Raw genomic sequence first — 25,710 nt, 5'->3', positions numbered from 1 at the left:
TTGTCCAGCATGCAACCTGCCGGCCGCCCGGCGCGCCGCGTCCTACTGACCGCCTTGTCGCTGGGGGCGGCATTGCTGCTGGGCGCCTGCGCCGGCTGTGATCCTTCCCGGGCCCGCCTGGGCGAGCCGCTGCAGGTCGATGGCGTGGTCTGGCAACCCGACAATGCCACCGCCATGCCCCGGGGCAACTGGGATCAACTGGGTGCGCGTGAGCTGCTGGTGCAGTGGAGCGCAGTGGATGGCATGGCCTTCGTGCCAGGCAGCGCCATGCCGGCCGCCCCCAACCTGCCGGACTGGCACCGCATTGCGCATGAACCCTGGGCGCGCAAGGTGATCATGGGCCTGGCGGGCCGCTTTGACGAAAAGGTGGCGCGCGCCGACATCGAGCAACTGGTGGCCGATTCCATCGAGCTGGCCAAGTTGCCGACGCCGCTGAAGGTGAGCGGCTGGTATTTTCCGGTAGAGATCGATCCCACCTGGTCCGAGGCGCCCCGTCTGGGCGCCCTGCTGGCCAAGTTGCCGCGTCCGCTCTGGATTACCGTCTATGACAGTGCCAATGTCGGCCCGGAGGCGCTGGCCGACGGCTTGATGAAATGGCTGCCGCCGGACGTGGGCGTGTTCTTCCAGGATGGCGTCGGCGTCTATGCGCGCCAGCCGCAGGTGGCGCTGCATTACGCCGAAGTCTTGAGCCGGCGGCTCGGCAGCGGCCGCCTGCGCATCATCGCCGAGGCTTTCCGGCCCCAGGTCGGCGGCGGCTTTCGCAGTGCCACCGCCGCCGAGATCCGACCCCAGGTCAACCTGTATCGCGACTATCACGTCACCATCTTCGACGGCCCGCATTACCTGCCGCCACCACTGGTGGATGAATTGAGCCGGCCCGAGCGCTAAGGCTCAGAAATCGACGGCAGCCGACAGCAATACCGTGCGCGCGGCGGCGACGGTCACGTAAGGCGTGGCAATCAGCCAGTAATCGCGGTTGAACAGGTTCTCGACCGTGGCCCGCAGGACCAGCTGGCGCGCGCCGATGCGGGTGCGGTAGCGAGCCCCGATATCGAAGCGGGTCCAGCCCGGCAGGCGTAGCTGGTTCCCGGCATTGAAATAGACCGGCGAGGTATGCAGCGCTCGCGCGTTCAACGCCAGGCCGGCCAGCCACGGCGTATCCCAATCCGCCCCCAGGTTGAAGGCGCGGCGTGGCACGCCCGGGGCCACATGGCCATCGTTGGCATGGTTGGTGGTACGCAATAGCCGGGCGTTGTAGAACGTGGCGCTGGCCATCAGGCGCACATCGGACATTGGTTCGCCATAGGCGGCCAGCTCCAGCCCGCGATTGCGTTGCTGGCCATCGTAGCCATAGGAGGTGGCCGACGGCGTACCCGGAAGTTGCGTGATGACGGCGCTGGGATTGTCGATCTGGAACAGGGCCGCGCTGGTCATCATGCGGCCCCAGTCGACCTTGACGCCGGTTTCCAGCTGGCGCGAGCGATACGGCGGCAGGATCTCGCCAGCATTCACCATGCCCGAGGGGACGATGGTGCCGCGCGTGAGGCCGGCGGTGTAGTTGGCATAAAGCGCGACGTCGTCGTCGGGCTTGATCACCACGCCCAGCAGCGGCGACAGCGCGCTGGCCCGGTAGGCCGACTCCTGCACGCCGGATTGGGTGTCATAGCTGTCGTAGCGCACCTGCTGCTGGCGGGCGCCGAGGAAGAGTCGGAAGTGGTCGTCGAGCATCGACAGCGTGTCGGTCAGGGTCACGCTGGTGAGCACCATCTCGTAGGCTTTTTTAGGCGCCGTGCGCGCATCCGTGATCGCGGGCAATGGCGCAGCACTGTAGATGCTGTAACGGGCCGTATCGGTCGATGTCACATAGGCGTTGCCGCCCACCTGGCGCAACTGCGTCAGGCCGGCATCGATGGCATGACGCACGCCGGCGCCCTGCAGGCGCAACCGCAGGCCCAGGTCGGCGGTGGTGGTGCGGGTGGTGGCGTCGTAGTAGGCATTGCGCAGCGTGCCATTGCCGGCGGCGTCGACCGAGCCGGTCGGCAGGTTCTGCCATGACGCGCCGTTACGGTAGCCGATGGCGCCGTGCAGGGTCAGCTCGGGACGCAGGTCGACTTCCAGCCGGGACGCCAGCACATCGTCGTACAAGCGCACCCGGGTGCCGGGGTAGAAGTTGCTATCGGCGCGCGGTGGCGCTGGGATCGCGGTGACGCCCGGCAGGAACCCCAGTTGCGGGCGGAAGTTCTCGACATCCTCGCGCTGGCTGAACGCATCGAGCGACCAGCGCAGGGTGCGGCTGCGATAGTCCAGCGCCAGCGCGCCCACGCCCAGCTGCTGGCGGCCGTCCCGGATGCCGGCCTCGCCATCCTTGTAGACGCCATTGACCCGTATGCCCCAGGCATTGTCGGGGCCGAAGCGGCGTCCCACGTCGGCCTCTAGTCCGCCCTGGGCATGGCTTTGCAGGCTGGTGGTCAGGCGCGTCAAGGGCGTCTCGCCGGCGCGCTTGGTGACGATGTTGATGCTGCCGCCGACGCTGCCACCGGGGCTGATGCCATTGAGCACCGTGCCCGGTCCCTTCAGCACTTCGACCCGCTCCATGATGGCGGCCGGCATGTGGCCGGCCGAGGAAAGACCGAACAGGCCGTTGAGCCCGACATCGTCATTGGCCAGGCTGTAGCCGCGGATCTGGAAGGTGTCGCCGAAGCCGCCGGTGGAGGTCAGCATGCGCACCGAGGCATCGTTGACGACCACTTCGGCCAGCGTGCGCGCCTGCTGGTCCTGCAGCACGGTGGCGGTGTAGTTGAGGGTTGAAAACGGCACATCCATGATGCTGGACGAGCCCAGGATGCCGAGGCTGCCACCGCGCGCCAGCTGGCCGCCGGCATACGGGGCCAGGCCATCGCGATCGGGGCTGGCGTTGATCACCACCGGTGGCAGCGGCGCGGACTGGCCGGCATCGCTGCCGGGTCGCGCCAGCAGATAGCCGCCGTTGGCCTGGCGTGTGGCCCCGAGGCCGCTATCGGCCAGCAACGCCGACAGCGCCTGCTCGATGCTGTAGGTGCCGCGCAGGCCGCCGCTGGCGAGCCCGACGGTGAGTTCCGGACGGAACGACAACAGGATGCCGGCATCGTGACCGAAGCGACTCAGCACTTCTTCCAGCGGGCCCGGGGCAATGTCATAAGGCCGCGCCAACGTGGTTTGCGCCTGGACCAGCCCGGGCAGTGGCGCCACGGCCAAGCCCGCGACGCCCAGCAGCAGGTGCGCGACGGTACAGGCAGACGCTGCGCGCTGCCGGACCGACCATGCGTAGCCCCTGCACGCCCTTGTCTGCGCCATCGAGATGCGACCTTCCCTTGCGAGGTTAGAAAACGTGGTTCTCGCCACCATGACCCGCGAAAAGCAAAAACGGATCAGCTTTGCGGCATTATTTTTATTATTTTTTCCGTCAGCTGCGTCGCAGCGCTTTTGGACCGACCCGCACCCGTCGCCCACCCAGGAAACGCTCGCGGGTCTCGACCTGGATGTTGAGGGTGGCGGCCAGTGTCTCGAGTATCCTGGCCTGGTCATCCAGCGGAAACGAGCCCGATACCCGCAACTCGGCAATCGCCGGGTCGCAGGCCAGGCTGTCGCGGCTGTAGCGGGCCAGTTCGGCGATGAAGTCGTGCAGCCGCATGCTGCGCGCAATCAGAAAGCCATCGATCCAGGCCGGCGCACTGGCTTCCAGCGGCTCGCCGGGTTCGATGTCGGTGGTGCTGAAGCTGGCCTGGTGTCCGGCCTGCACCACCAGCGCTTGCTGGTCGGCCGCACGTGGCACGATGCGCACCGCGCCTTCGAATACCTTGATCTCGGTGGAATGCGCCAGTTGGCGCACGCTGTAGCGGGTGCCGAGCGCCTGGGCGGTGCCATGCGCAGTCTCGACCAGGAACGGGCGCGCCATGGCATCCTGCGCGGTGGCCACGAACAACTCGCCGGCGACCAGTCGCAGGCGCCGCTGGCTGACGTCATAGCGCACATCGAGGGCGGTGGTGGTATTGAGCATGATCTGGGTGCCGTCGGTCAGCGCCAGCGAACGCCGTTCGCCGATGGCAGTGCGATAGTCCGAACTCCACTCGCGCCACGGCGTATTGCTGGCCACGCCCCAGGCGCCACCGCCGGCGAAGATCATCACGGCCAGGGTCTTGACGATACGGCGCCGATGCGACGAGCCGCGCGGCGCCAGCGCTGCCTGGGCGGCCGCCGAACTGACCGTGCCGGCCAGCGGCTGCAAACGGCCGCGTACCGATTCGATGCGCTGCCAGGCGCGCTCGTGGTCGTCATGCGCGGCGCGCCAGCGGGTCCATTCGATGATGGTTTCAGGGGGCAGCGGCTGGCTCTGCAATTCGATCAGCCACTCCAGTGCGCGTTCGGCGACCTGCGCCGGCACGTTGGCGGCGTCAGCGGTGGGCTGATACCAGGTGACCGGTGCCCTCATGCCAGAAACGAGATATCGGCGAAGTAGCAGCGCTGCAATGCCTTGACCAGGTAACGCTTGACGGTGGGAATCGAGATGCCCAGCGTTGCAGCGACCTCGGCGTGGCTCTGGCCATCGAGTTGCGACAACAGGAAGGCGCTGCGCTGGATCGCCGGCAATCCTTCGAGCAACTGGTCGAGCTCGGCCAGGGTCTCCAGCACCATGGCCTGTTCTTCCGGAGACGGCGCCAGGTTGACCGGGAGCTGGCCCAGCGCATCGAGATAAGCCTTCTCGAGCTTTTCGCGGCGCCACAGGTTCGACACCAGGTTCTGCGCCACCGTGGTCAGGTAGGCGCGCGGTTCGTCCAGGGAAGATGGCACCCGCTCGCTGCTGAGCAGGCGCATGAAGGTGTCTTGCGCCAGGTCGGCGGCCTGCTCTGCATTGCCGACGCGACGCGCGAGCCACCCACGCAGCCACGAATGGTGGTCGCTATAGAGGGATTCGACGTCGGTCGACGCACAGGAAGTCGGCAAGTTCAACACCTCGGCAACGCGCCGCAACGGCAAAATCGCACGCGGCTGTGAAAGGCGGATTATAAATGATAGTGATTTTTATTAACGAAGCGACCCGTCGTAGATGTCGTTGAAACGAGACATTTAGTTATTTTTAATGCAACTATTCCTGATCCACCGCGACCGCATCGCGATGGATCCGCACCACCCGGAATGTCGCTGGCTGCTCGACCATCACGCAGGTCTTGCCGGTGCGTTTGCAGTGATCCTGCACCCGCCAGAAAGCGCCGTGACTGAGGCAGCCGGTCTGGCAGATCACCAGGTCGGCGGCGACGATACTGGCCTCCAGCGTCGACAGTTCGGCGCCTGCCGCTTGCGGCGCGACCGCCCGACCGGGGAGCTGGCTCATCGGCGGGCGCAGCCTTTCGCGCATCAGGTCCTGCAGGCGGGCGCTGAGTTCGCTGACCTTGCGCGCCAGCACTACGCGTGGGGCCAGGCCAGGGGTGGCGGCGGCCAGCGCAGCGCGATCTTCCTCGGCCCAGGCCAGGGCCGTGTCGCGGGCGATGATGGCCGCGCGCAGCTTCATGTTCTCGGCGCGCATGTGGGCCATGTCGGCCGCCTGACGCTGCAGCAACTCGTCACAGCGGCGCTGCACGGTCGCCAGATGGCGTAACAGTGCGGCGTGTTCGAAGGCAAGCGGGTGGTCGGTCATCACGAATCTCCTGGCAGAGCCCCGTGGGTGATCTCATGCGGCGAGACGAGGCAGTAAGGGATTATAAATGAGAACCATTGCTATTTATATGCGTCGGCGAAAGGGGTATAGCGCGCTAGCCGGGTGGTCGCCGCCCACCCAGCAGCTTGTACCCGGCCACCACCACCGGCAGCCCCAGCCCGGCCCAGCAGAACCAGTCCCACGGGCCGTCGCCAAAGATGCCTGCGGCCAGTCCCAGGCCGGTCGACAAGGCCAGCAGCAGCGGCCAGCTCCAGGTTCCATTCATGCCTGCTCCTTCAGCGTGTTGTTGGTGGCGGTGGCGTCGATCTGGCGCATGGCGGTCTTGCTGCGCCGGCTCCAGATGACCAGGCCGGTCACCGTGGCGGCGGTGGTCAGGATGGTCAGCAGCGCCCACAATATCTTCAACGGCAGCCCGCCGTAGTCGCCGAAGTGGAACGGGCCCGACAGCAGCAAAACCTGCATGTACCAGGGCATGCTGCGCTGGGCGGCCAGCGCGCCGGTCTCGGCATCGACCACCACGATGTTGAAGACCCGCTTCTCGATTTCGGTATGGCCGCGCAGCACCACCATGTAGTGGCGCTGCGTGGCGTACTCGGAACCGGGATAGAAGATGTAGGCCAGGTCCTTGCCCGGCACCGTGAGCTCGGCCACGCGGCGCGCCTTGTCGAGCGGCACCAGATTCTTCGGCGGCGCCGCCGGCAGGTTGCGGATCAGTTCGCTCAATTCGGTCTTCTGCCACAGCCCGATGATCAATGGCGAGAACGACAGGAAGCTGCCGGTCAGGCCCACCACCAGCGCCCACACCATCACCACGATGCCGGTCAGGTTATGCAGGTCGGCCTGCACGATCCGGGTCTGGCGACCGAAGCGCACCAGGCCGAAGGCCAGCTTGCGCATGAACGGTCCGTACAGCACGATGCCGCTGAGCATGCTCAGGAAGAACACCAGCCCCACCGCGCCAATGAACAGCTGCCCCGGAAACCCCAGGAACAGGTTCACGTGCAACTTGAGAATGAAGCCGGTAAAGGTGTCGCCCGTGAACAACGCGCGGATGGCGCCATTGGTGGTGTCCATGAAGACCGACGTGCCCTCGCGCAGGCTGGCCACGCCCGGCGCGCCAACCCGCACGCCGACCATCGGCACGCCATCGTCCTCGAACATGGTGATCGACTTGGGCGCAGTGCCGGGGTGGGCTGCCAATGCGGCATCGGCCAGTTGTTGCAGGCTCGGGCGCGGCGCCTCGGAGGTCGTCTTGACCACTGCAGGCTCTTGCTCGAGCAAGTGGTCGATCTCGTGATGGAAGATCAGGATCAGGCCGGTGATGCACAGCAGCAGCAGGTTGGCGGTGCAGGCCAGGCTGGTCCAGCGGTGCACGGCGTACCAGCCGCGCAGGGTTTGGCTTTTCATGTCGGTGTTCCCGGTGCGGCGCGCCGCCCTCTTCCCGTTATCTGTTTTCGATGCCGCAGATTATAGGCGATGAGAACGGTTCTCGACTCAGTCCAGCAACGCTTGCAACACCGCCCGGCATACCGGGCTATCGGCTTGCGCCAGCGGAAACAGCACCGTGTAGTGATGCGTCTGCGGCACATCGTGATGGGCCACCACCTGTTGCGGCCAGCAGTTGGCGATCACCTGCGCCTGCAGGTGAAACTGCGCCGTCTCGTCGTGGCCGACGATGGTATGCACGCGGGTGACGCCGGGCGCGCCCATCAGCACCGGGCTGAGGGCGTCGGCGCGCGTGGCGTCAAGACCCAATGCGTGATTGAGCGAACTCGGGATCAACGGCGCCAGGTCGAACAGGCCGCTGATGGCAAACACGGCCTGCAGTGCCCGCTGGTTGCGTGCGACCCGTTCGGCGGCGACCTGCGCTGCCAGATGCCCACCGGCCGAATGACCCATCAGCGAGATGCGGGTGACATCGATGTCCAGGCTGTCGGCCTGTTGCTGCAGCAGGTCCAGCGCGGCATGCACTTCGTCGACCATCTGCTCGATGCGGGCCGCAGGCGCCAGCGAATAATTGATGACGGCCACGCTGACGCCGGCGCGCACATAGGGTGCGGCGATGAAGCCGATATCGCGCTTGTCGCCACCTTGCCAGTAACCGCCGTGGATGAACACCAGCAATGGCCGTCGCGGGCCGGGCGCCGGATAGAAGTCGAGCTTCTGCAGCGCGCCGTCGCCATAGGCGATATCGTCCTGCGCGGGCAATTCGGCGCGCATGGCGCTGGTCGCTTGCTGCCAGCGCGCCAGCACCTGCGGGAAATCGGGGAAGGCCGCCTTCAGGTTGTAGCCGGCCTCGGATTGCTCTACCGGGCAGAGCACCCGCTTGGGGGCAGCGATATCGTTCACGGTCATGTCCTCATACGCTCAGGTAGCGTTCCAGTAATTCGGGTTGCGCCACCAGCCCGGCCGAGTCGCCCTGCCACACCACGCGGCCCTTTTCGAGGATGGTGTGGCGGTCGGCAAAGCCGATCAGGCGCTTGATGTACTTGTCGACCACGATGATGGTCAGGCCATAGGCGCGCAGGTCCTTGAGGCAACTCCAGATTTCTTCGCGGATCAGCGGCGCCAGCCCTTCGGTGGCTTCGTCCAGGATCAGCAGGTGCGGATTGGTCATCAGCGCCCGGCCGATGGCCAGCATCTGCTGCTCGCCCCCCGAAAGCTGTCCGCCGCCGTTGTGGCGACGCTCCTGCAGTCGCGGAAACTGCTGGTAGACACGTTCCAGGGTCCAGGGCGACGCATGGCCGTTGCGACGCGCCGCGAAGGCGACCAGGTTTTCCTCGACGCTCAGGTTCTTGAAGATCTGGCGGCCCTCCGGCACGATCGCGATGCCGCGCCGGGCCACGGCGTCGGCGCTGAGCGCATGGATCGGCTGGCCGCGAAACAGGATCTCGCCTGCCGTGGGCCGGTTCAGGCCCAGCAAGGACCGCAGCGTGGTGGTCTTGCCCATGCCGTTGCGCCCCAGCAGCGTGACCACCTCGCCCTGCTCCACCTGCAGGTCGATGCCGAACAATACCTGGCTGGACCCGTAGCCGCCGGCCAGGCCCTTTACCTGCAACAGACTCGTCATGACGCTTGCTCCTCTTCGCCCAGGTAGGCCGAGCGCACCTCGGCATTGAGGCGGATTTCTTCGACGCTGCCGGTGGCCAGCACTGCGCCCTGCACCAGCACCGTGATGCGGTCGGCCAGCGCAAACACGGCCTCCATGTCGTGCTCGACCAGCACCACCGTCAGCTCCTGCTTGAGCGAACCGATCAGGTCGATCATGTCGATGGTTTCCTCGGGGCCCATGCCGGCCATCGGCTCGTCCATCAGCAACACTCGCGGTTGGCAGGCGATGGCCAGGCCGACGTCCAGGCGGCGGCGCGCCGCATGCGACAGTTGTGCCGCCGGCATCTCGCCCAGCGGTTCCAGGCCGACCCGTTGCGCCACCGCCAGCGCGGCCTGGCGCGACGCCTCATCACGCCGATGCCCGGCGCCAAAACCATAGCTGGCGTGGCGACGTCGTTGTGCCGCCACCTGCAGGTTCTGCAACACCGTGAGCTGGTCGAACACGCTGGTGATCTGGAACGAGCGCGTCAGGCCTGCGGCCACCCGCGCCTGCTCGGCCAGCGCATGCATCGCTTCACCGAACAGGTGGATCTCGCCGCCATCGGCAGCCAGCGCGCCCGACAGCAGCGACAGCAGCGTGGTCTTGCCGGCGCCGTTGGGTCCGATGATGGCGTGGACATGGCCGGCGGCGATATCGAGATGCACGTCGCGAGTAGCGGCCAGGCCACCGTAGCTTTTCTTGAGGCCGGTCACGCGCAGTGCGCTGGCGACCGGCGGGTGGGCTTCATGCGCCATGTTTTTCCTCCGCCCGGATCAGTTTGCCCAGCGACGTCAGCGACGCCAGGCCACGCGGCGCCACCAGCACCATCAGCAGCAGGATCACGCCCACGTAGATCTGCCAGTATTCGAAGTGGGTCGACAGCACTTCTTCGAGCAGCAGGAACACCACCGCGCCGACCACCCCACCGTAGAAATAGCCGACCCCGCCCAGCGCCACCATCACCAGCAACATGCCGGAATGCGACCAGTGCAGCAGCTTGGGACTGACGAACAGGTTGTTCATGCCCAGCAGGCTGCCGGCCAGCCCGGCGATGACGGCCGCGATCACGAACGCGGCCAGCTTGTAGCGCAGCGTCGGATAGCCGATGGCCGCGGCCCGTCGTTCGTTCTCGCGGATCGCATTGAGCGCCAGACCGAAGCGCGAATCGAGCAGGCGTCGCAGCACGATGCAACTTGCCACCAGCCACCCCAGCGCCAGCCAGTACATGCCATTGTCGGTGCTGACATCGAGCCCCAGGCCCAGCTGCGGACGCGCCGCGATCTGGATGCCATCGTCGCCGCCGTAGTAGCGCAGGCCGATGAAGAAGTAGTACAGCAGCTGCGCCAGCGCCATGGTGATCATGATGAAGTACACGGCGCGGGTGCGCAGCGCGATGGCGCCCACCGCCAGCCCGGCCAGCGCGCTGGCCAGCGCCGTCAGCAGCCAGATCAGCCAGGCGCTCTCGATGCCATGGAAGCTGGCAATGGCGGCCACATAAGCGCCCAGCCCGAAGAACGCGGCATGGCCGAAACTGACCATGCCGCCATAGCCGAGAATGAAGTTGAGGCTGGACGCGACCATGGCAAAGATCACCACGCGCGTGGCCACCCCCACGTAATAATCGAGCCCGGTGGCTTGCGCTGCCAGCGGCAGCACCAACGCGGCTGCCAGCAGCACGAACGGAAACAGACGTTGCATGAAAGACCTCAGGTACGTGCGGGGAACAAGCCGCTGGGACGCCAGAACAGGACCGCGATCATGACCAGGTAGATGATCATCGACCCCAGTGCCGGGCCGATCGAGGCGGCCGCGTCGGGGGCCAGGAACAACGAGAACAGCGCCGGCAGCAAGCCGCGTCCAAGGGTGTCGACGGTGCCCACGATGAGCGCACCCACGGCCGCGCCCGGGATCGAGCCGATGCCGCCGATGACCACCACCACGAACGCCAGGATCAATACGTCGTCGCCCATGCCGGCCTGCACCGCCACCAGCGGACCCAGCATGGTGCCGGCCAGCGCCGCCAGCACCAATCCGAAACTGAACACCAGCATGAACAGCAGCCGGATGTTGATGCCCATGGCGGTCACCATCTCCAGGTTGTTGGCGCCGGCGCGCACCCACATGCCGATGCGGGTACGGTTGATCAGCAGGTACAGTCCCAGCGCCACCACCATGCCGACCGCCATGACCAGCAGCCGGTAGCTCGAATACGGCAGCGAGCCCAGCATCACCGGGCCGGCAAATGCCGGCGGCATGTTCAGCGGCAGCGGTTGCGGCCCCCAGATCATGCGCACCCCGTCGTTGCAGATCAGGATCAGCGCAAACGTGGCCAGCACATGGGTCATGTGGTCACGCCGATAGAGGCGGCGAAATACCAGCCACTCCAGCAGCATGCCCAGCAGCGCCGAGGCCGGCAGGGCCACCGCCAGCCCCAGCCAGAACGAACCGGTGAGGCCGGCCACGGCGGCCGCCAGGTAGGCGCCGATCATGAAGAAGCTGCCGTGCGCCAGGTTGACGAAGTTCATCACCCCGAACACCAGCGTCAGGCCGGAGGCGATCAGAAACAGCATGACGCCGAACTGCAGGCTGTTGAGAACCTGCTCGAGGATCAGATTGAACAAGGGGGCCTCGTCTGGCTCATTGCATCTTGCACTGGCCGACGTAGACGTCGACGTGATCGGTCAGCAGCGTACCGGTCAACTTGTTGACGTACTTGCCGTCGGCGCCCTTGGTGACCACCCGCGAATACTGGTTCTGGATCGGGAAGTGGTTGGCCGCGAAGCGGAAGTTGCCGCGCACCGACTTGAAGTTGGCGCTCTTGAGCGCGGCGATCAGCGCTTCGCGATTGTCGGTCTTGCCGCCGGTGGTCTTGAGGGCGCTGTCGATCAGCATGGCCGCGTCATAGGCTTGCGACGAGAACATCGACGGCTGGTGGCCATATTCCTTCAGGAAGGCCGCCACGAAGGCACGGTTCTGTTCGTTGGGCAGATCGTAGGACCATTGACCGGTGTTGGCCACGCCGTCGATCAGGTCGCCGTTGGACAGCATCTGCTGGTCGGCATCATAGGCAGGCATGACGCGGGTGATCTTGGGGTCCATGCCGGCGGCGGCATATTGTTTGACGAAGTTGACCCCCATGCCACCGGGCAGGAAGAAGTACACCACGTCGACATTGGCCGCGCGCAGCTGCGCCAGTTCGCTGGCAAAGTCGAGTTGCCCCAGCTTGGGGAACAGCTCCAGTACCGGTGCGCTCTTGAGGAAGCGCTTCACGCCGGCCGAGGCATCCTTGCCGGCCGGGTAGTTGGGCGCGATCACCGCCACCCGGTTGTAACCCTTGTCGGCGATCAGCTTGCCGGCGGCTTCGTGGGTGGCATCGTTCTGGTAGCTGGTCGAGAAGAAGTACGGCGAGCAGCCGGCGCCGGCCAGTTGCGCCGGTGCGGCGTTGGCGCTGATGACGATGGTCTTGCTGGCGAATGCCGCAGGCGCCACGGCCAGCAGGATGTTGGAATACACGAAGCCGGACAGGATATCGACCTTCTCGCGCTTGATCAGACGGTCGGCGCCCTGCTTGGCCGCATCCGGGCTGAACTGGTCATCGACTGCAATCACTTCGGCCGGCACGCCGCCGAGTTTGCCGCCCAACATCTTGAGCGCCAGCATGAAACCATCCCGTTCGTCGATGCCGGGCGCACTGGCCGGGCCGCTCAAGGTGGTCAGGAAGCCGATCTTGATGGGTTCTGCTGCTTGCGCAGCACAGGCTGCGGCCATCAGGACGGCGCCTGCAATGCTGGTGATTCGGTTCATGCCAGAACTCCCCGGTTGTTGTTAAGGTTGAAAACCATCATGCGTAAAAATCGGTCGCCGGCTTGCGCCGGCGACCTGTCGACCCGATCATCGCCGCTGGCGTGTTCAGCGGTCGGCGGCCGACAGGAAAGCATCGGCCAGAAATGCCGCTGGTGCCAGGCCACAGCGTTCGGTGAAATCGCGCTGGGCTGCTGCCACCATCGCCGGCGCACCGCAAGCATAAACCTGGTGGCCACTCAGGTCTGGAAAATCCTGCATCACCGCCTGATGTACCAGGCCGGTGCGCCCTTGCCAGCTATCGGTGGCGAGCGGCGCCGACAATATCGGCTCGTATTGTAGCCAAGGCAGCCGCGCAGCCCAATCGCGGCAGAGCGCATCGTGATAAAGATCGCGTGGAGTGCGGCCACCCCAGTAGAGGCGCATCGATCGCGTGCTGCCGTCGGCAATGGCTTGTTCGACGATCGCCTTGACCGGTGCAAATCCCGTGCCACTGGCCAGCAGTATCACGGGAGCCTCGCCCTCGCGCAGCCAGAAACTGCCTGCGGGACCTTCGATCATCAATGTGTCGCCCGCCTGCAATGGGGGTTCGGTCGCGAACACCCGATCGGTAAACAAGCCACCTGGCAGGTGACGCACATGCAACTCAAGCTTGCCGTCACGAGGTGGCGTAGCCATCGAATAACTGCGTCGCTTGCCGTTTTCCAGTAATACATCGAGATACTGGCCCGCCCGGTACGGCATGGCGGCATCGTGCTGCAACGTGATGATGGCGACGTCGGCGGCGGCGCGAGTGAGGGCGGTGACGGTGGCCGAGGCTGTCACCGACGCCGGCGCGTTGCAGGTAGTGCAGCCACCGGCGGCGACGTCAGCAGGCGTGCCGACCTCGACCTCGACCTGGCCGGCCACCACCCGCACCGGAAAGCAGCGCACCGCTTCGGTGATGGGCGCACTGCGCGGCGCACCGCTGCGGATGTCGAACAGTCCCTGGTGCAACGGGCATTCGACGCAGCCATCCTCGACATAGCCGTCCGACAGTCGCGCATTGCCGTGGGTGCACAGGTCCTTGAGCGCGAACAGTTCATCGCCCAGCCTGAAGATGGCGATCTGTTGGCCGCCGGCGTGCACCGGTGTCGGCGCATCGTCGCCGAAGGCGTCGGCCGTGCCGATCTGGAACCAGTCGCTCATGACGGCCTCAGATCGGCGTGGCCAGCAGGGTGGCGACCCGCGAGGTGTCGTAGATCACCCGCTTCTGCGCGTACTTCCAGCCGCCGTCGGTGTGCACCAGGCGGTCGCGATAGCAGCCGGCCTGGTACACGAAGGACTCACCGTTCTGCAGCGTCTGCACCACCACGTAGCTCGACTCGGCCAGCACCGATCCGTCGTCCTGCAAGGCAAACACCAGCCCGGATGTCATGTGGCGATAGGTATGCGCCTCGAAGATATTGGCGTGGCGCAGCGACAGCACGCGGTCGCGCAGCATCTTCTTGCTGTCGCAATAGATGATGCCGATCGGCAGGCCGGCATCGGCGTTCTCGCGCGGGATGATCTCGTACAGGCAATCGTCGGTGAAGAAATCGGGCCAGCTCTCTAGCCGGTCGTTGTCCAGCGCGCTGGTGTAGGCCTGCTGCAACTGGTGCAGTTCGAACCACAGCATCATGTGCTGCATCTGTTTGTTCTGTTCCATGCTCATGCCTTCTCGATGCTTTCGAAGCCCATCAGTTTCTGGTAGCCGACCCAGAACCGGCGGATCAGGCTTTCCGTAATCAACGTGTCTTCCTGGTCGGGGTTGTCGCGCGCCATGTCCATCACCGAGCAATCCTGGGGATCGCGCGCGGTGCCGCGCTGGACCAGCTCGGTGGCCTCGGTGTCTTCCATCGAGATGTAGCCGGCCGGTCCCACCAGGTTGGCCTGCTTGATGCGCAGCGCACGCAATTCGGGCGTGTCGTCGGCATAGCCGAAGAAGTGAAACACCAGCTCGAAGTTGCCCGGCCCCTTGGGCAGCAACTGGCGCGCCACCAGCGTGTTGTGGATCTGCTGCACCACCAGCTGCGGGAAGATCGGCTGGATATGGTTGGTGGTCAGTTCGTCGAATTCCTTGACCTGGCCCAGCACCGACGGATCTTCCAGCGTGAAGCCTTCGTCGAAGGAACGGATTGCCTGCTGCTTGTAGGCGTCCGAGGTTTCATCCTCGTTCTTGGTGGCCGTGATGATGCTGTGCAGGCCATGTCGCTTGTCGGCCACCGAACGCGCCTTCATGCCCACGCGGAAGATATTGAAGGTGGTGTGGAACAGGTGCAGCAGGCTGGCGTGATAAGGATCCTTCACGTTTTCCAGATACAGCTTCCAGTTCGATTTCGAATACTGGCGGGTGCAACCGAGGTATTCGATGGGCTTGTGGAAGATACGGTCGATCCAGGGCCGCATCTCGGCGCCGAGATAGTCCGGCAACGGCTCGACGCTGTCGCTGAAGCTGGCAAAGACCAGGCCGCGATAGCTGTCCACCCGCAACTGGCGCAGGCCATGGCATTTGGGATCGAAATCCTTGGGCATGCCGCTCATGCCCTTCTGGCCACGCCGGAAAGGCACGCCCAGCAAGTTGCCGCGGCTGTCGAAACTCCACTGGTGATAGGCGCAACTGTGCGAACTGGCATTGCCGCGTTGCTCGCGGCACACCATGGCGCCACGGTGCGAACACTTGTTGACCCAGGCCGCCAGCGTGCCGTCTTCGGTGCGGGTGACCACCACCGGAGTGTCGCCCACGAAGGTGCTCTTGAAGTCACCGTTGTTGGGGATTTCCGCTTCCAGCGCCACGAAGTTCCAGACCGGGCCGCGGAAGATGCGTTCCTGTTCCAGATCGTAGACTTCGCGCGAGCTGAATACCTTGTAGGGAGTGCGCGAGCCGTCGGTGCGCGGAAACCGCAGCAGCGGCACGGCAGGCACGGACGCGTTCGGCGTGGGGTGGTTCATGGACTTTCCTCGATGACTGGCGATGATCCATCATAGGGAAAGGGTTTTTTCGGCAATATCCGTGGCTTGCAAGCTTGCCATCGTCGTTTGTCCGATTCTTGCAGCTTCGATATTTGGCAATGACAAAGATCAAGCCGACACATAAAATCAGAGAAAACAGGCATAAAAATTGCAATTGGAGACCCACGCGACCTTCGCCGCACCACGCCGGTGAAGAGCGCGACCGATCGATGCGCCAAGGGCGTCGATCCCTGCCCTACCAGGTAGCGAACATTCAGCAGCTTCATGGCACCCCAACGCCTTCCTGCCGCTTGCGGTGGAATCACGTCGAGAGCTTATATGCAGAATCTCAGCCACTCATTGAGTCTGGCGCCGTTGTACCGGCACCGCGTGTTTCAGTCCACGCGCAAGGTGGATAGCCACGCCCAGGTCGCCAACGAACTGTCGGACCACGACCTGTTCTGGAAGGGCAACGATGTCGACACGGTGCTGTTCAAGGCGCCCATCGAGCGCCTGCAGATATTCATGCTGAAGTATGGCGCCGAGGTGGTGGTGCGGCCGAACCTGTTCAATGGTTTTGCGCTGGTGCACGTCACCTTGTCGGGCATTGCCGAGATCGAGGCTGATGGTCGCAAGGTGTGCATCGTGCAGGGGCATACCGCACTGATTGCACCAAAGCGGAAGGTGCGGCTGTGGTGGCAAGCCGGCTCCGAGCAGTTGATCCTGAAGATTCCGCTGGCCTTGTTCGACGAAGTCGGCGGCTGTGCCGAGCTGCCCTCCCTGTTCCTGCTGCCCGAGCATGCCATGCCGCACTGGGACATGCTGATGCAGTCGCTGCTGCGGGTGCTGACGCTGCCCGAGCGTCATGCCGGGCATCGCGAGTGGATCAGTCATTTCGAACGCGGTGCGGTGCAGTTCCTGGCCTCTGAACTGGCCGTCGCCGGCGGCATGCGTGATGTCGTGGTCGCGCCCGCGCAGGCCATCGACGACCTGGCCCAGCACACCGTCGGCGCCGGCAAGCTGCAACGCCTGGATGCACTGGAAAGCTATATCCGCGCCCGCCTCTGTGCGCCGCTGTCGCTGGCCGACCTGGCCCATGCGGCCGGCGTCAGCGAGCGCTCGCTCAATGTGCTGTGCCACCAGCACCATGGCATGGCGCCCATGGACCTGCTGCGCAACATGCGGCTGGACGCGGTGCGCGCGCGCCTGCAATCGCAACCGGACGCCAACATCACCAGCACCGCCTTCGAGTTCGGCTTCGGCCACCTGGGACGGTTCTCGGCCTACTACCGTGATCGCTTCGGCGAGCTGCCCAAGCAGACGCGGGTCACTACCCGTGTCGGCAAGGCGTCATCCGGCAATTGATATAAATAGTTTACTGGTAAAGGCCGTTGCGGGAAAAAACGGATAAACCAGCATCGCACTACTGCAAGCGCCGGATATTCTCGGCGGCTCGCATTCACTAACATCCTCTAGACAATTGCTGCATGTTGTCATCGCAGGTCGCAACGTCGCGGCAAGACGGCGCGCGGCCACATCGTAACGCCATCAATATCATCAACAGAGGGTTACTCAATGAACAAATCAGTGTGCGGCGCCACGGCGCTGCTGGCGGCGCTCGCCTGCGCCTTTTGCATGCAGCCGGCCATGGCGCAGAGCCAGGTCGCGATCTACGGCATCATCGACACCGGCGTGGTCTATACCACCAACGCCAATGCCGCCGGACAGTCGGCGCTGAAGATGCCTAGCCTGACAGCGTCATTCCCGTCGCGGCTCGGATTCAAGGGCACCGAAGACCTGGGTGGCGGATTGCAGGCGCAGTTCGTACTGGAGACCGGTTTCTCGGTCGACACCGGTGGCATGGGCCAGGGCAACCGCATCTTCGGGCGGCAGTCCTTCGTCGCCCTCAAGGGCGCCTACGGCGCGGTCATGCTGGGGCGGCAGGTCAACATGACCTACCTGGCCACGGCCAAGTCGGATGTGATGGGGCCCAACATCTTTTCCATCAGCAGCATCGACGCTTACATTCCCAATGCGCGCAGCGACAATGCGATCGGCTATCTCGGCACCTTCTCGGGCGTGACGGTGGGCGCGACCTACAGTTTCGGTCGCGACAATTCGTCGGCCGGCGGCGCCAGCGCCACCAACTGTGGCGGTGAAGTCGCAGGCAATGCCCGCGCCTGCCGCCAGGTCACGGCCCTGCTCGGCTACGACAGCAAGAACTACGGCGTGACCTCGACCTACGACATCATGTACGGCAATACCGGCGCCGCCAATGGCCTCACCAGCAGCGACAACACCGACCAGCGCGTCAGCCTGAACGGCTATGTGATGCTGGGCGAGACCAAGGTGGGCGGCGGCGTGATCGATCGCAAGATCCGCGCGGCCACCGGCAAGACCGATTCCGATCTCTACTATCTTGGCGTGTCGACCCCGATCAGCGTGCAGTTGACGCTGGACGCCGAAATCGCGCGCCTGAACGTCAAGGGCACGGCCAACAAGTCGACGCTGTCGGTGGCGCGCCTGACCTATGCGTTGTCCAAGCGCACCGCGATCTATTCGTCGGTGGGGTATATGCAGAATGGCGGCACTGCCGCCATCCCGCTCGATGTCGGCGGCACGGTCGGCGTCGGCCGCAACCAGTTCGGCGTGATGGGCGGCATCCGCCACATGTTCTGAGGCCGATAAACGGATAAGCGGAAAAACGAAAAAACGGCACTGGCGGGTTGCCCCACCAGTGCCGTTGTTCATTGGCGATTCAGGCTTAGCGTGCCTTGGCCGCACCTGGCCACAACCGCACCACCAGTGCCAGGACTGCGGTGGTGGTGGCCAGGCCGACTACCCCGATCCAGCCCCATTGCGCCAGCATCAGGCTGCCCAGCGCAGCACCGGCGGCCATGCCCACGAACATGCCGACGAACAGGATGGCGTTGAGACGGCTGCGGGCACCCGGTTCGATGCTGTAGACAATTGTCTGGTGCGCCACCAGGGTGGCTTGCACGCCGAGGTCGAAACCGATGGCAGCCAGCGCGATCAGGACCAGTTGGCCATCCGTCGAGAACCAGGGCGACAGGGCCATGGCAGCGAACGACACGGTGGCCAGGCCGACGCCCAGGCGGGTCACCAGTTCAGGACCCTTCTTGTCGCTGATGCGTCCGGCCAGCGGGGCGGCCAGCGCACCGGCCGCACCTGCCAGGCCGAAGGCGCCGGCGGCAGCGCTGCCGAGGTGGAACGGCGCGCCATGCAGCATCACCGCCAGGGTCGACCAGAAGGCTGAGAAGCCGACCGACAGCAGTCCCTGGGCCAGGGCGGCGCGGCGCAGTGCGCCATGCTTCTTGAACAGGGTGGCCAGCGAACCCAGCAGCGCGCCATACGACAGGTGCGTGGTGGGATGAAAACGGGGCAGGCCGCGCCAGGCTGCCAGGCCAATCAGCGCAATGCTGGCGGCGGCGCCGACGAACATGGCGCGCCAGCCGAAGTGCTCGGCGACGAAGCCGCTCACTACCCGCGACAGCAGGATACCCAGCAGCAAGCCGGTCATCACGGTGCCGACGATGCGACCGCGATGTTGCTCCGGTGCCAACGTGGCTGCCGCCGGCACGATGTCCTGCGCCATGGTGGCGGTCAGGCCGATGGCCAGGCTGGCGGCCAGCAGCATGCCCACGCCCGAGGCGGCGCCGGCCAGCAACAATGCAGCGGTCAGGATCGCGGCCTTGATCAGGATGATGCGGCGGCGGTCATAGCGGTCGCCCAGCGGCGCCAGCAGCAGGATGCCCAGCGCGTAACCCAGCTGGGTCGACATCGGCACCATGCCCACCACGCGTTCGGTGGCGCCGATATCGTCGGCCAGCACGCCCAGCATCGGTTGCGAGTAATACAGCGAAGCCACCGCCAGGCCGGCGCCGGTGGCCAGCAGGCCGATCAGCGGCGTCGACAGGCCGTGGCTCGATGACTGGGTGGTGTGCGCCGCCACCTTGGCGGCTGCAATATGCGTCTTGGGAATGCTGTTCATGGTAAAACCCCTGTTTTTTGTTCGATTCGATGCCAGCCCGGAAATGCGGTGTTGCCAGCGTGAGACGGATTCTGCGCGCCTCGGCAGCGATCCGGTAGTAGCGCCATGAGCAGAATTGTTATACGTTAGGCGTATGACCAAATCAAGCAAACCTGACGCACCCGGTGCTCAGCCATCGGGCCTGGTGGACCGTATCGAACTGATGCAGACCTTCGTGCGCATCGTCGAGGCCGGCAGCCTGTCGGCGGCGGCGGTGCAACTGGGATCGACCCAGCCGACCATCAGCCGTCGCCTGCAGGCGCTGGAACGCTCGCTGGGCGTGCGCCTGCTGCAGCGCTCCACGCATGCCATGAAGATGACCGAGGACGGCGAGCGCTGCTATGAGCGCGCCAAGGAACTGCTGGCCGGATGGGACGAGTTCGAGAGCGACCTGCGCGGTTCGCGGCTGCAGGCCGAAGGCACGTTGAGAGTGGCGGTGCCGCATGCGTTCGGCCAGACCCAACTGATCGGACCGTTGGCCGGCTTCATGCGACAGCATCCGCGCATCACGGTCGAATGGCTGCTGCATGACCGGGCTGCCGATTTCATCTCGCAGGGGCTCGACTGCGCGATCCAGGTCGGTGAAGTGCACGACCCCTCGGTGGTGGCGATCCACCTGGCCGAGGTGCCGCGCATGATCGTGGTGGCGCCGTCGCTGATGCAGGGCCGTCCGTTGCCGCAGCATCCGTCCGACCTGGCCGCCCTGCCGTGGATCGCCATTCCCGCCTTCTACCGGCGTGAAATCACCCTCACCCATGTCGACACCGGCGAACAGCGTCATGTGGCGTTTCGCCCGCAACTGATCACCGACAGCTTGTACGCGCTGCGCAGCACGGCCATCGAGGGATTGGGGGTGGCGGTAGGATCATCGTGGGTGCTGACCGAGGACGTGGCCGCCGGCCGGCTGCTGCAACTGCTGCCGAAATGGCAGGTCGAGCCGTTGCCGGTGTCGCTGCTGTATCCCTACGCGAACTTCTACCCTGCCCGCCTGCGACACTTCATCGATACGATGAAGGAGGCGATGCCGGCAGCAGTTCGGGGCGCGGTGGGGTGGGAGGCGGTGCAGCGGATGACGAAGAATCAAGGCACAACGCAAGAATCAAGCACAACGCAAGAATCAAGCACAAAGCACGACGCTGGGTCCTGACTTTCGTCAGGACGACGGGGTATCTATAACCAACCTCGTCGTCCCTGCGCAGGCAGGGACCCAGTGTCGTGACGTCACTGCTCGTCAGGACGACGGTTCAACGCTTCATGGTCCGCTGTTGCGCATAGCGCTGATGCCACGAGAAAGCCTCGCCCAGCAGGTGTGGCGTATGGCCGCCGGCATGACAGGCGCGCTCGAAGTAATCGCGCAGTTGCGCCCGGTAGTCGGGGTGGCAGCAGTTGTCGATCACCCGCACTGCGCGCTCGCGCGGCGCCAGGCCCCGCAGGTCGGCCAGCCCCCATTCGGTGACCAGCACATCGACGTCGTGCTCGCTGTGGTCCACATGCGAGACCATCGGCACCACGCTGGAGATGGCGCCATCCTTGGCGACCGACTTCGACACGAAGATCGAGAGCTGGCCATTGCGGGCGAAGTCGCCCGAGCCGCCGATGCCGTTCATCATGTGGGTGCCGCTCACGTGGGTCGAATTGACATTGCCATAGATGTCGAACTCGAGCGCCGTGTTGAGCCCGATGATGCCCAGTCGGCGCACCAGTTCCGGGTGGTTGCTGATCTCTTGCGAACGCAGCACCAGCTTGTCGCGGTAATGGTCGAGATGGCGCATGAAGTGATCGTATTTGGCTTGCGACAGCGTGATCGACGAGGCCGACGCAAAGGCCAGCTGGCCCGAATCGAGCAGTTCGATGGCGCTGTCTTGCAGCACCTCCGAATACATGGTCAGGCCGCGGAAGGGCGAGTCGATCAAGCCGTGCAATACGGCATTGGCGATGGTGCCGATGCCGGCCTGCAGTGGCGCCAGCGAATGCGGCAGGCGGCCACTCTCGACTTCGCATTCGAGAAACCTGATGACGTGGCGTGCGATGGCCCGGGTCTCGTCGTCGGGTGGCAGCACCGACGACGGGCTGTCGGGCGTTTCGGTGACGACGATGGCCACCACCTTGGCCGGATCGAAGGCAATCGTGCTGCGACCGATGCGCTGCGCGGCCTGCGTCAGCGGAATCGGTTCGCGCTGCGGGCGCGGGCCTGGCAGGTAGATGTCGTGCAAGCCCTCCAGCGCCATCGGCACGCTGGTATTGAGTTCGATGATGATCATCCGGGCCTGCTCCACGAAGCTGGCCGAATTGCCCACCGACATGGTGGGTACGATGCCCTCTTCGGTGATGGCGGCGGCCTCGATGACGGCGATGTCGATGCGCGAAGGCGTGCCGCTGCGCAGTTGTTCGGCCGTTTCCGACAGATGCTGGTCGATGAACATGACTTCGCCGGCATTGATCCTGGCGCGCAGCGTGGCGTCGACCTGGAACGGAAGACGTCTGGCCAGCAGGCCGGCGCGGGCCATCAGGCCGTCGCTGTCGTTGCCCAGCGAGGCGCCGGTGATCACCGTCAATGACAGCGGGTCATGCGCGGCGCGGGCGGCCAGCGCGCGCGGCATGGCCTTGGCATCGCCGGCGCGGGTAAAGCCCGACAGACCGACCGTCATGCCGTCGTTGAAGAAAAGTGCGGCGGCCTCGGCCGACATGATCTTGCCCGCCAACCCTGGCTGGCGAATACGCTGGCTATCCATCTTGTGCTCCTGCTCGTTGGCTTTTTGGAAAGTCGAAATGGGTCTCGCCACCATGCCCATGGCGGACTTCTTTCATTGTTCTTTTGCGCCCAGTATAGAAGTCGCCCCTCATGCACTGTATGATTTAAATTCCGTGATTCCAGTCGGAATCGCCATGCATTGATCCGCCTCAACATCCTCTTTCGAAAGCCGGCAACCGTGGACATCCGCGCCCTGCGCTACTTCACCGAAACGGTGCGCCTGAACAGCTTCAGTCGTGCCGCCGATGCACTGCACGTCACCCAGTCGACCGTCAGCAAGATGGTCCGCCAGCTGGAACAGGAGCTCGACGCCCCGCTGCTCATCCGCGACAGCCGCACCCTGCAACTGACCGATACCGGTCGCGTGGTGTATGAACAGGGGCAGCAGATCCTGGCGGCCATGCAGCGCCTGCATGCAGAAATCCGCGACACCCAGGCGCAGCGCCTGGGGCATCTGGACATCGGCATCCCGCCGATGATCAACATTCTCTGCACGCCGGTGCTGAAAGCCTTTCGCGAACGGCATCCGGAGATTGTCCTCAAGCTGAAGGAAGACACCGGTCCGCAAATCGAACAGCGGGTCGCCAGCGGTGAGCTCGAGATCGGCATGACGGTGCTGCCGGTGGACCCGGCGCTGGAACTGGAGGTGATGCCGGTGGCGCGTTATCCGATCTGGGCGGTGGCGCAAGCCGGCAGCTTCCAGAAGGGTCGCGTCACGCTGCGCTGCCGCCAGCTCGATGGCATGCCGCTGGTCATGCTCAATAACGAATTTGGGCTCACCCGCAGTCTGCGCGGCACCTTCCGCGAAATCGGCATCGCCCCGCAGGTCGCCGCCCAGAGCGGCCAATGGGACTGGCTGGTGGCGATGGCCCTGGGCGGGATGGGCACCGCGCTGTTGCCCGAGCCATTCATCCATCGCATTGCCACCGACCAGTTGCAGGCGGTGCGCCTGACCGAACCCGAAGTGCAATGGCAAGTGGCTTATGTGACCCGCGGCGGTTACCTCTCGCATGCTGCACGGGCCTGGATGGCGGTCAGCGCCGAGCTGTTTGCGGGCGGCCCGGGCGGCCCCGGTTAATCATGCACAGCGCGACTTGATCGGGCGAACTTAAGTCATACCAGCCATTTAGGCGGCCCTCTACACTGCAGCGATTCGACCCCGGCCGCGTTGCGCGGCACGACCTTCCGTATTGCATTTCCGCATAGCATGCCGCCGCCGCTATTAGTCTCTTCGCTATCCCTCCTGCAGGGTGCTTTGATGCACCTGCGTCCGCCATTGCAGCGCTGGCTGGTGCGCTTCCCGTTACGTCATGCCAACCTGTCCGAAGGGCTGCGGGCCGCCTGCGGCGCCAGCGTGATGCTGTTGCTGGGTGAATGGCTGGGCAATCCGCTGTTCTCATGGGCCGCCATCGGCGCCTTCCTGACCTGCCTGGCCGACAGCGCCGGTTCCAATCGGGCTCGCCTGCTGTCGATGGGCGGCTTTGCGGTGCTCTCGACCCTGGGCGGCGTGTTTGCCGCCAGCGTCGCCGGCTGGAGCGTGGAGGCTGGCTTGCTGGCGATCATGGCGTGCGCCGGCGTGGCCGGTTTTTCGCGCATCTACGGCGCCGCAGTCGGCCTGGTGATGATGCTGGCCGCCGGGGTCTCGGCCATCATGGCCGATGCGCCACCGGTATTGCATCCCTTTTCGCACAGCCATGTGCTGATCTACTTCTGCGGATGCATCTGGGCCACGCTGTTGGGGCTGACGGCCTGGCGCATCCATCCATTCGCGCCGGCACGCCAGGCCGTGGCGCGCGTATATGGCGCATTGGCCGACCTGGCCGGGATGGCCGCCGTCGAAGGGGATCAGCAGGAGCCGGCGCGACTGGCGCATGCCGCCGACCTGGCAGCGCAGTCCCGGCGTCATGCGCGCATCGACCTCGATGCGGCGCGTCGGCGTCTGGGCGAAGTCGCCATCGAGCGCACCGAGTCGCGCTGGCTGTATGAGAACCTGCTGGTGCGGCTGGCGCGCGCGGGCGAGTTGCTGGACTGCCTCACCGTGCTGGTCGACTTGCGGCTGACGCATTACCAGTCGCCGCGCGCACGTCGGCGCACCGGACGCATCCTGCACGCGATGGCGCAGTTGATGCGCGCCATGCAGCGCGATTTCGGCAAGCCTGCCGGCGCCATGAAATCGCCGGCCGACGATGCGCGCGTGATGATGCGCCTGCGGCAACTGGTGGCTCGCCTGCCGGCAGCCACCACGCATCGCCTTCAGCTGGCGCAGGCGCCGTTGGCCGAAAGCGGCAGCGCCGATGCGGCCGACCTGAAACACGCCGCCCGCAGCGCCGTGGTGCGCCCGATCGGCATGCGCGCCGGGTGGGCGCGGGTGCGCGGCCTGTGGCGCCGGGCGCTGTTGCATGTCGAAGCGGGCTCTGACGAATGGCAGCACGGCTGGCGTTGTGCGGCCGCAGCCGGCGCGACCTATCTGATCGTGCATCTGCTGGAGTTGCCCTTCGGTTATTGGGCCACCATGGCCACCATGCTGGTGATGCAACCGACCATTGCCGATAGCTGGTCGCGCAGCCTGGAGCGCGCCATCGGCAGCGTGGTCGGTGGCGCGTTGGCGGTCGTGCTGTCGCTATTCATCCACTCGCCCCTGGCGCTGGCGTTGCTGGTGTTTCCGCTGACGGTGCTGACGATGGCATTGCGTCCGGTCAGTTATGGGCTGTATGCCACTTTCCTCACGCCGGTCTTCGTGCTGGTGGCCGATGTCGGTGGCGATCCGGGGCAGCAGTTGAGCAATGCCATGCTGCGCGGCGGCAACAATGTCATCGGCACGGTCGTGGCCTTGTTGGCCAGCTACCTGTTCTGGCCACGCCGCCAGCGCGCCGACCTGCCCGGGCAACTGGCGCGCATGGCGGCGCTCAATATCGCCTGTCTGCGCCAGGCCGTGCATGGCGCGGGCGACGCGGCCGCGATGCATGCCGGTCGCCGCGATGCCTGCGTGGCCAACGTCGAGGCCGGATTGATGTTGCAGCGGCTGGCGCGCGAGGGCGGCCTGCACGGCGCGCAGCGCGAGGCCGCGCGTTCGGCAGTGGCGTTGTCGCGCAGGTTGGCCGCTGCCGCCAGCCATCTCTGGTTGCATCCGCAGGGCGCCATGCCGGCGCTGGACCAGTGGCTGGGCGAAATGGCCGCAGCCCTCGAGGATTGCGCCAGCGCACGGCAGCGGCAAGCGCTGCAAACGTTGCGGGGCGTGTTGCAGGCACGCCCGGCGCCGGTGCAACTGGCCGCCGCCGATGCCGTCGAAACCCTATGCCTGCTGGCCACTGCGCTTTATCCACAAAATACGAGCCAGCGCGATTGAAACAAAA

At 65.3% G+C, this 25,710-nt stretch carries 23 protein-coding genes; 6 read left to right on the top strand and 17 right to left on the bottom strand.

Features of this window, described 5'->3' with window-relative positions; genetic code table 11:
- The first annotated feature begins 9 nt into the window (after positions 1-9).
- The gene (locus tag LBW87_RS17225) at positions 10-888 is read left to right on the top strand and encodes a hypothetical protein (RefSeq protein WP_225202720.1); all 879 of its coding nucleotides are present in this window, start codon (positions 10-12) and stop codon (positions 886-888) included.
- Between the two features lie 3 nt (positions 889-891).
- Here the strand turns inward: LBW87_RS17225 and LBW87_RS17220 are convergent, their stop codons facing one another.
- The 15 genes from LBW87_RS17220 to andAc all read right to left on the bottom strand — a co-directional run bounded on the left by LBW87_RS17220 (position 892) and on the right by andAc (position 15,554).
- Positions 892-3,228 carry a TonB-dependent siderophore receptor gene (locus LBW87_RS17220; RefSeq protein ID WP_225202694.1) on the bottom strand — a complete coding sequence of 779 codons (2,337 nt, stop codon included), beginning with the start codon at positions 3,226-3,228 and terminating at the stop codon, positions 892-894.
- Between the two features lie 214 nt (positions 3,229-3,442).
- Entirely contained in the window at positions 3,443-4,468 is a 1,026-nt protein-coding gene (locus tag LBW87_RS17215) for a FecR domain-containing protein (protein WP_225202693.1), read from the bottom strand.
- On the bottom strand, positions 4,465-4,986 hold the full coding sequence (locus LBW87_RS17210; RefSeq protein WP_413927656.1) for a sigma-70 family RNA polymerase sigma factor: 522 nt from the start codon (positions 4,984-4,986) through the stop codon (positions 4,465-4,467). Before LBW87_RS17210 ends, LBW87_RS17215 begins: the two co-directional genes overlap by 4 nt.
- Before the next feature lie 136 nt (positions 4,987-5,122).
- Positions 5,123-5,671, bottom strand: coding sequence for a DUF2325 domain-containing protein (locus LBW87_RS17205; protein WP_225202691.1), 549 nt, complete (start codon positions 5,669-5,671; stop codon positions 5,123-5,125).
- Positions 5,672-5,786: 115 nt separating this feature from the next.
- Positions 5,787-5,957: a hypothetical protein gene (locus LBW87_RS17200; protein WP_225202690.1), complete on the bottom strand. Its 171-nt coding sequence runs from the start codon at positions 5,955-5,957 to the stop codon at positions 5,787-5,789.
- Complete coding sequence (locus LBW87_RS17195; protein WP_225202689.1) at positions 5,954-7,099, bottom strand: PepSY-associated TM helix domain-containing protein; 1,146 nt, start codon at positions 7,097-7,099, stop codon at positions 5,954-5,956. Before LBW87_RS17195 ends, LBW87_RS17200 begins: the two co-directional genes overlap by 4 nt.
- 87 nt (positions 7,100-7,186) lie before the next feature.
- The gene (locus LBW87_RS17190) at positions 7,187-8,047 is read right to left on the bottom strand and encodes an alpha/beta hydrolase (protein ID WP_413927655.1); all 861 of its coding nucleotides are present in this window, start codon (positions 8,045-8,047) and stop codon (positions 7,187-7,189) included.
- Positions 8,048-8,051: 4 nt separating this feature from the next.
- Entirely contained in the window at positions 8,052-8,762 is a 711-nt protein-coding gene (locus LBW87_RS17185) for an ABC transporter ATP-binding protein (RefSeq protein WP_225202687.1), read from the bottom strand.
- On the bottom strand, positions 8,759-9,538 hold the full coding sequence (locus LBW87_RS17180) for an ABC transporter ATP-binding protein (RefSeq protein WP_225202686.1): 780 nt from the start codon (positions 9,536-9,538) through the stop codon (positions 8,759-8,761). Before LBW87_RS17180 ends, LBW87_RS17185 begins: the two co-directional genes overlap by 4 nt.
- Positions 9,528-10,481: a branched-chain amino acid ABC transporter permease gene (locus tag LBW87_RS17175; protein ID WP_225202685.1), complete on the bottom strand. Its 954-nt coding sequence runs from the start codon at positions 10,479-10,481 to the stop codon at positions 9,528-9,530. Before LBW87_RS17175 ends, LBW87_RS17180 begins: the two co-directional genes overlap by 11 nt.
- A gap of 8 nt (positions 10,482-10,489) precedes the next feature.
- The gene (locus LBW87_RS17170; protein WP_225202684.1) at positions 10,490-11,404 is read right to left on the bottom strand and encodes a branched-chain amino acid ABC transporter permease; all 915 of its coding nucleotides are present in this window, start codon (positions 11,402-11,404) and stop codon (positions 10,490-10,492) included.
- Positions 11,405-11,420: 16 nt separating this feature from the next.
- Complete coding sequence (locus LBW87_RS17165; RefSeq protein ID WP_225202683.1) at positions 11,421-12,587, bottom strand: ABC transporter substrate-binding protein; 1,167 nt, start codon at positions 12,585-12,587, stop codon at positions 11,421-11,423.
- A 105-nt stretch (positions 12,588-12,692) separates the two neighbouring features.
- On the bottom strand, positions 12,693-13,772 hold the full coding sequence (andAb, locus tag LBW87_RS17160; protein WP_225202682.1) for an anthranilate 1,2-dioxygenase ferredoxin subunit AndAb: 1,080 nt from the start codon (positions 13,770-13,772) through the stop codon (positions 12,693-12,695).
- A gap of 7 nt (positions 13,773-13,779) precedes the next feature.
- Positions 13,780-14,271, bottom strand: a complete 492-nt coding sequence (gene andAd, locus LBW87_RS17155) for an anthranilate 1,2-dioxygenase small subunit AndAd (RefSeq protein ID WP_225202681.1) — start codon at positions 14,269-14,271, stop codon at positions 13,780-13,782.
- A 2-nt stretch (positions 14,272-14,273) separates the two neighbouring features.
- Positions 14,274-15,554 carry an anthranilate 1,2-dioxygenase large subunit AndAc gene (gene andAc, locus LBW87_RS17150; protein ID WP_225202680.1) on the bottom strand — a complete coding sequence of 427 codons (1,281 nt, stop codon included), beginning with the start codon at positions 15,552-15,554 and terminating at the stop codon, positions 14,274-14,276.
- Between the two features lie 339 nt (positions 15,555-15,893).
- On the opposite strand from andAc, the gene LBW87_RS17145 reads away from it, so the two are divergent.
- Both LBW87_RS17145 and LBW87_RS17140 read left to right on the top strand, forming a co-directional pair.
- Complete coding sequence (locus LBW87_RS17145; protein ID WP_225202679.1) at positions 15,894-16,919, top strand: AraC family transcriptional regulator; 1,026 nt, start codon at positions 15,894-15,896, stop codon at positions 16,917-16,919.
- Positions 16,920-17,129: 210 nt separating this feature from the next.
- The gene (locus tag LBW87_RS17140) at positions 17,130-18,233 is read left to right on the top strand and encodes a porin (RefSeq protein WP_225202678.1); all 1,104 of its coding nucleotides are present in this window, start codon (positions 17,130-17,132) and stop codon (positions 18,231-18,233) included.
- An 85-nt stretch (positions 18,234-18,318) separates the two neighbouring features.
- Here the strand turns inward: LBW87_RS17140 and LBW87_RS17135 are convergent, their stop codons facing one another.
- Complete coding sequence (locus tag LBW87_RS17135; protein WP_225202677.1) at positions 18,319-19,566, bottom strand: MFS transporter; 1,248 nt, start codon at positions 19,564-19,566, stop codon at positions 18,319-18,321.
- A gap of 133 nt (positions 19,567-19,699) precedes the next feature.
- On the opposite strand from LBW87_RS17135, the gene LBW87_RS17130 reads away from it, so the two are divergent.
- Positions 19,700-20,752: a LysR family transcriptional regulator gene (locus tag LBW87_RS17130; protein ID WP_225202676.1), complete on the top strand. Its 1,053-nt coding sequence runs from the start codon at positions 19,700-19,702 to the stop codon at positions 20,750-20,752.
- A gap of 97 nt (positions 20,753-20,849) precedes the next feature.
- Here the strand turns inward: LBW87_RS17130 and LBW87_RS17125 are convergent, their stop codons facing one another.
- Positions 20,850-22,337: an acetyl-CoA hydrolase/transferase family protein gene (locus LBW87_RS17125; protein ID WP_225202675.1), complete on the bottom strand. Its 1,488-nt coding sequence runs from the start codon at positions 22,335-22,337 to the stop codon at positions 20,850-20,852.
- A 198-nt stretch (positions 22,338-22,535) separates the two neighbouring features.
- Between LBW87_RS17125 and LBW87_RS17120 the strand changes: the two genes are divergently transcribed.
- Together LBW87_RS17120 and LBW87_RS17115 are read left to right on the top strand one after the other, a co-directional pair.
- The gene (locus LBW87_RS17120) at positions 22,536-23,435 is read left to right on the top strand and encodes a LysR family transcriptional regulator (RefSeq protein ID WP_225202674.1); all 900 of its coding nucleotides are present in this window, start codon (positions 22,536-22,538) and stop codon (positions 23,433-23,435) included.
- 180 nt (positions 23,436-23,615) lie between these two features.
- Positions 23,616-25,703: an FUSC family protein gene (locus tag LBW87_RS17115; RefSeq protein ID WP_225202673.1), complete on the top strand. Its 2,088-nt coding sequence runs from the start codon at positions 23,616-23,618 to the stop codon at positions 25,701-25,703.
- Positions 25,704-25,710: the final 7 nt, after the last annotated feature.

Source organism: Herbaspirillum sp. alder98, assembly GCF_020179755.1.
Lineage (GTDB): Bacteria > Pseudomonadota > Gammaproteobacteria > Burkholderiales > Burkholderiaceae_D > Herbaspirillum.
This window is presented reverse-complemented; position numbering and strand designations above follow the sequence as displayed.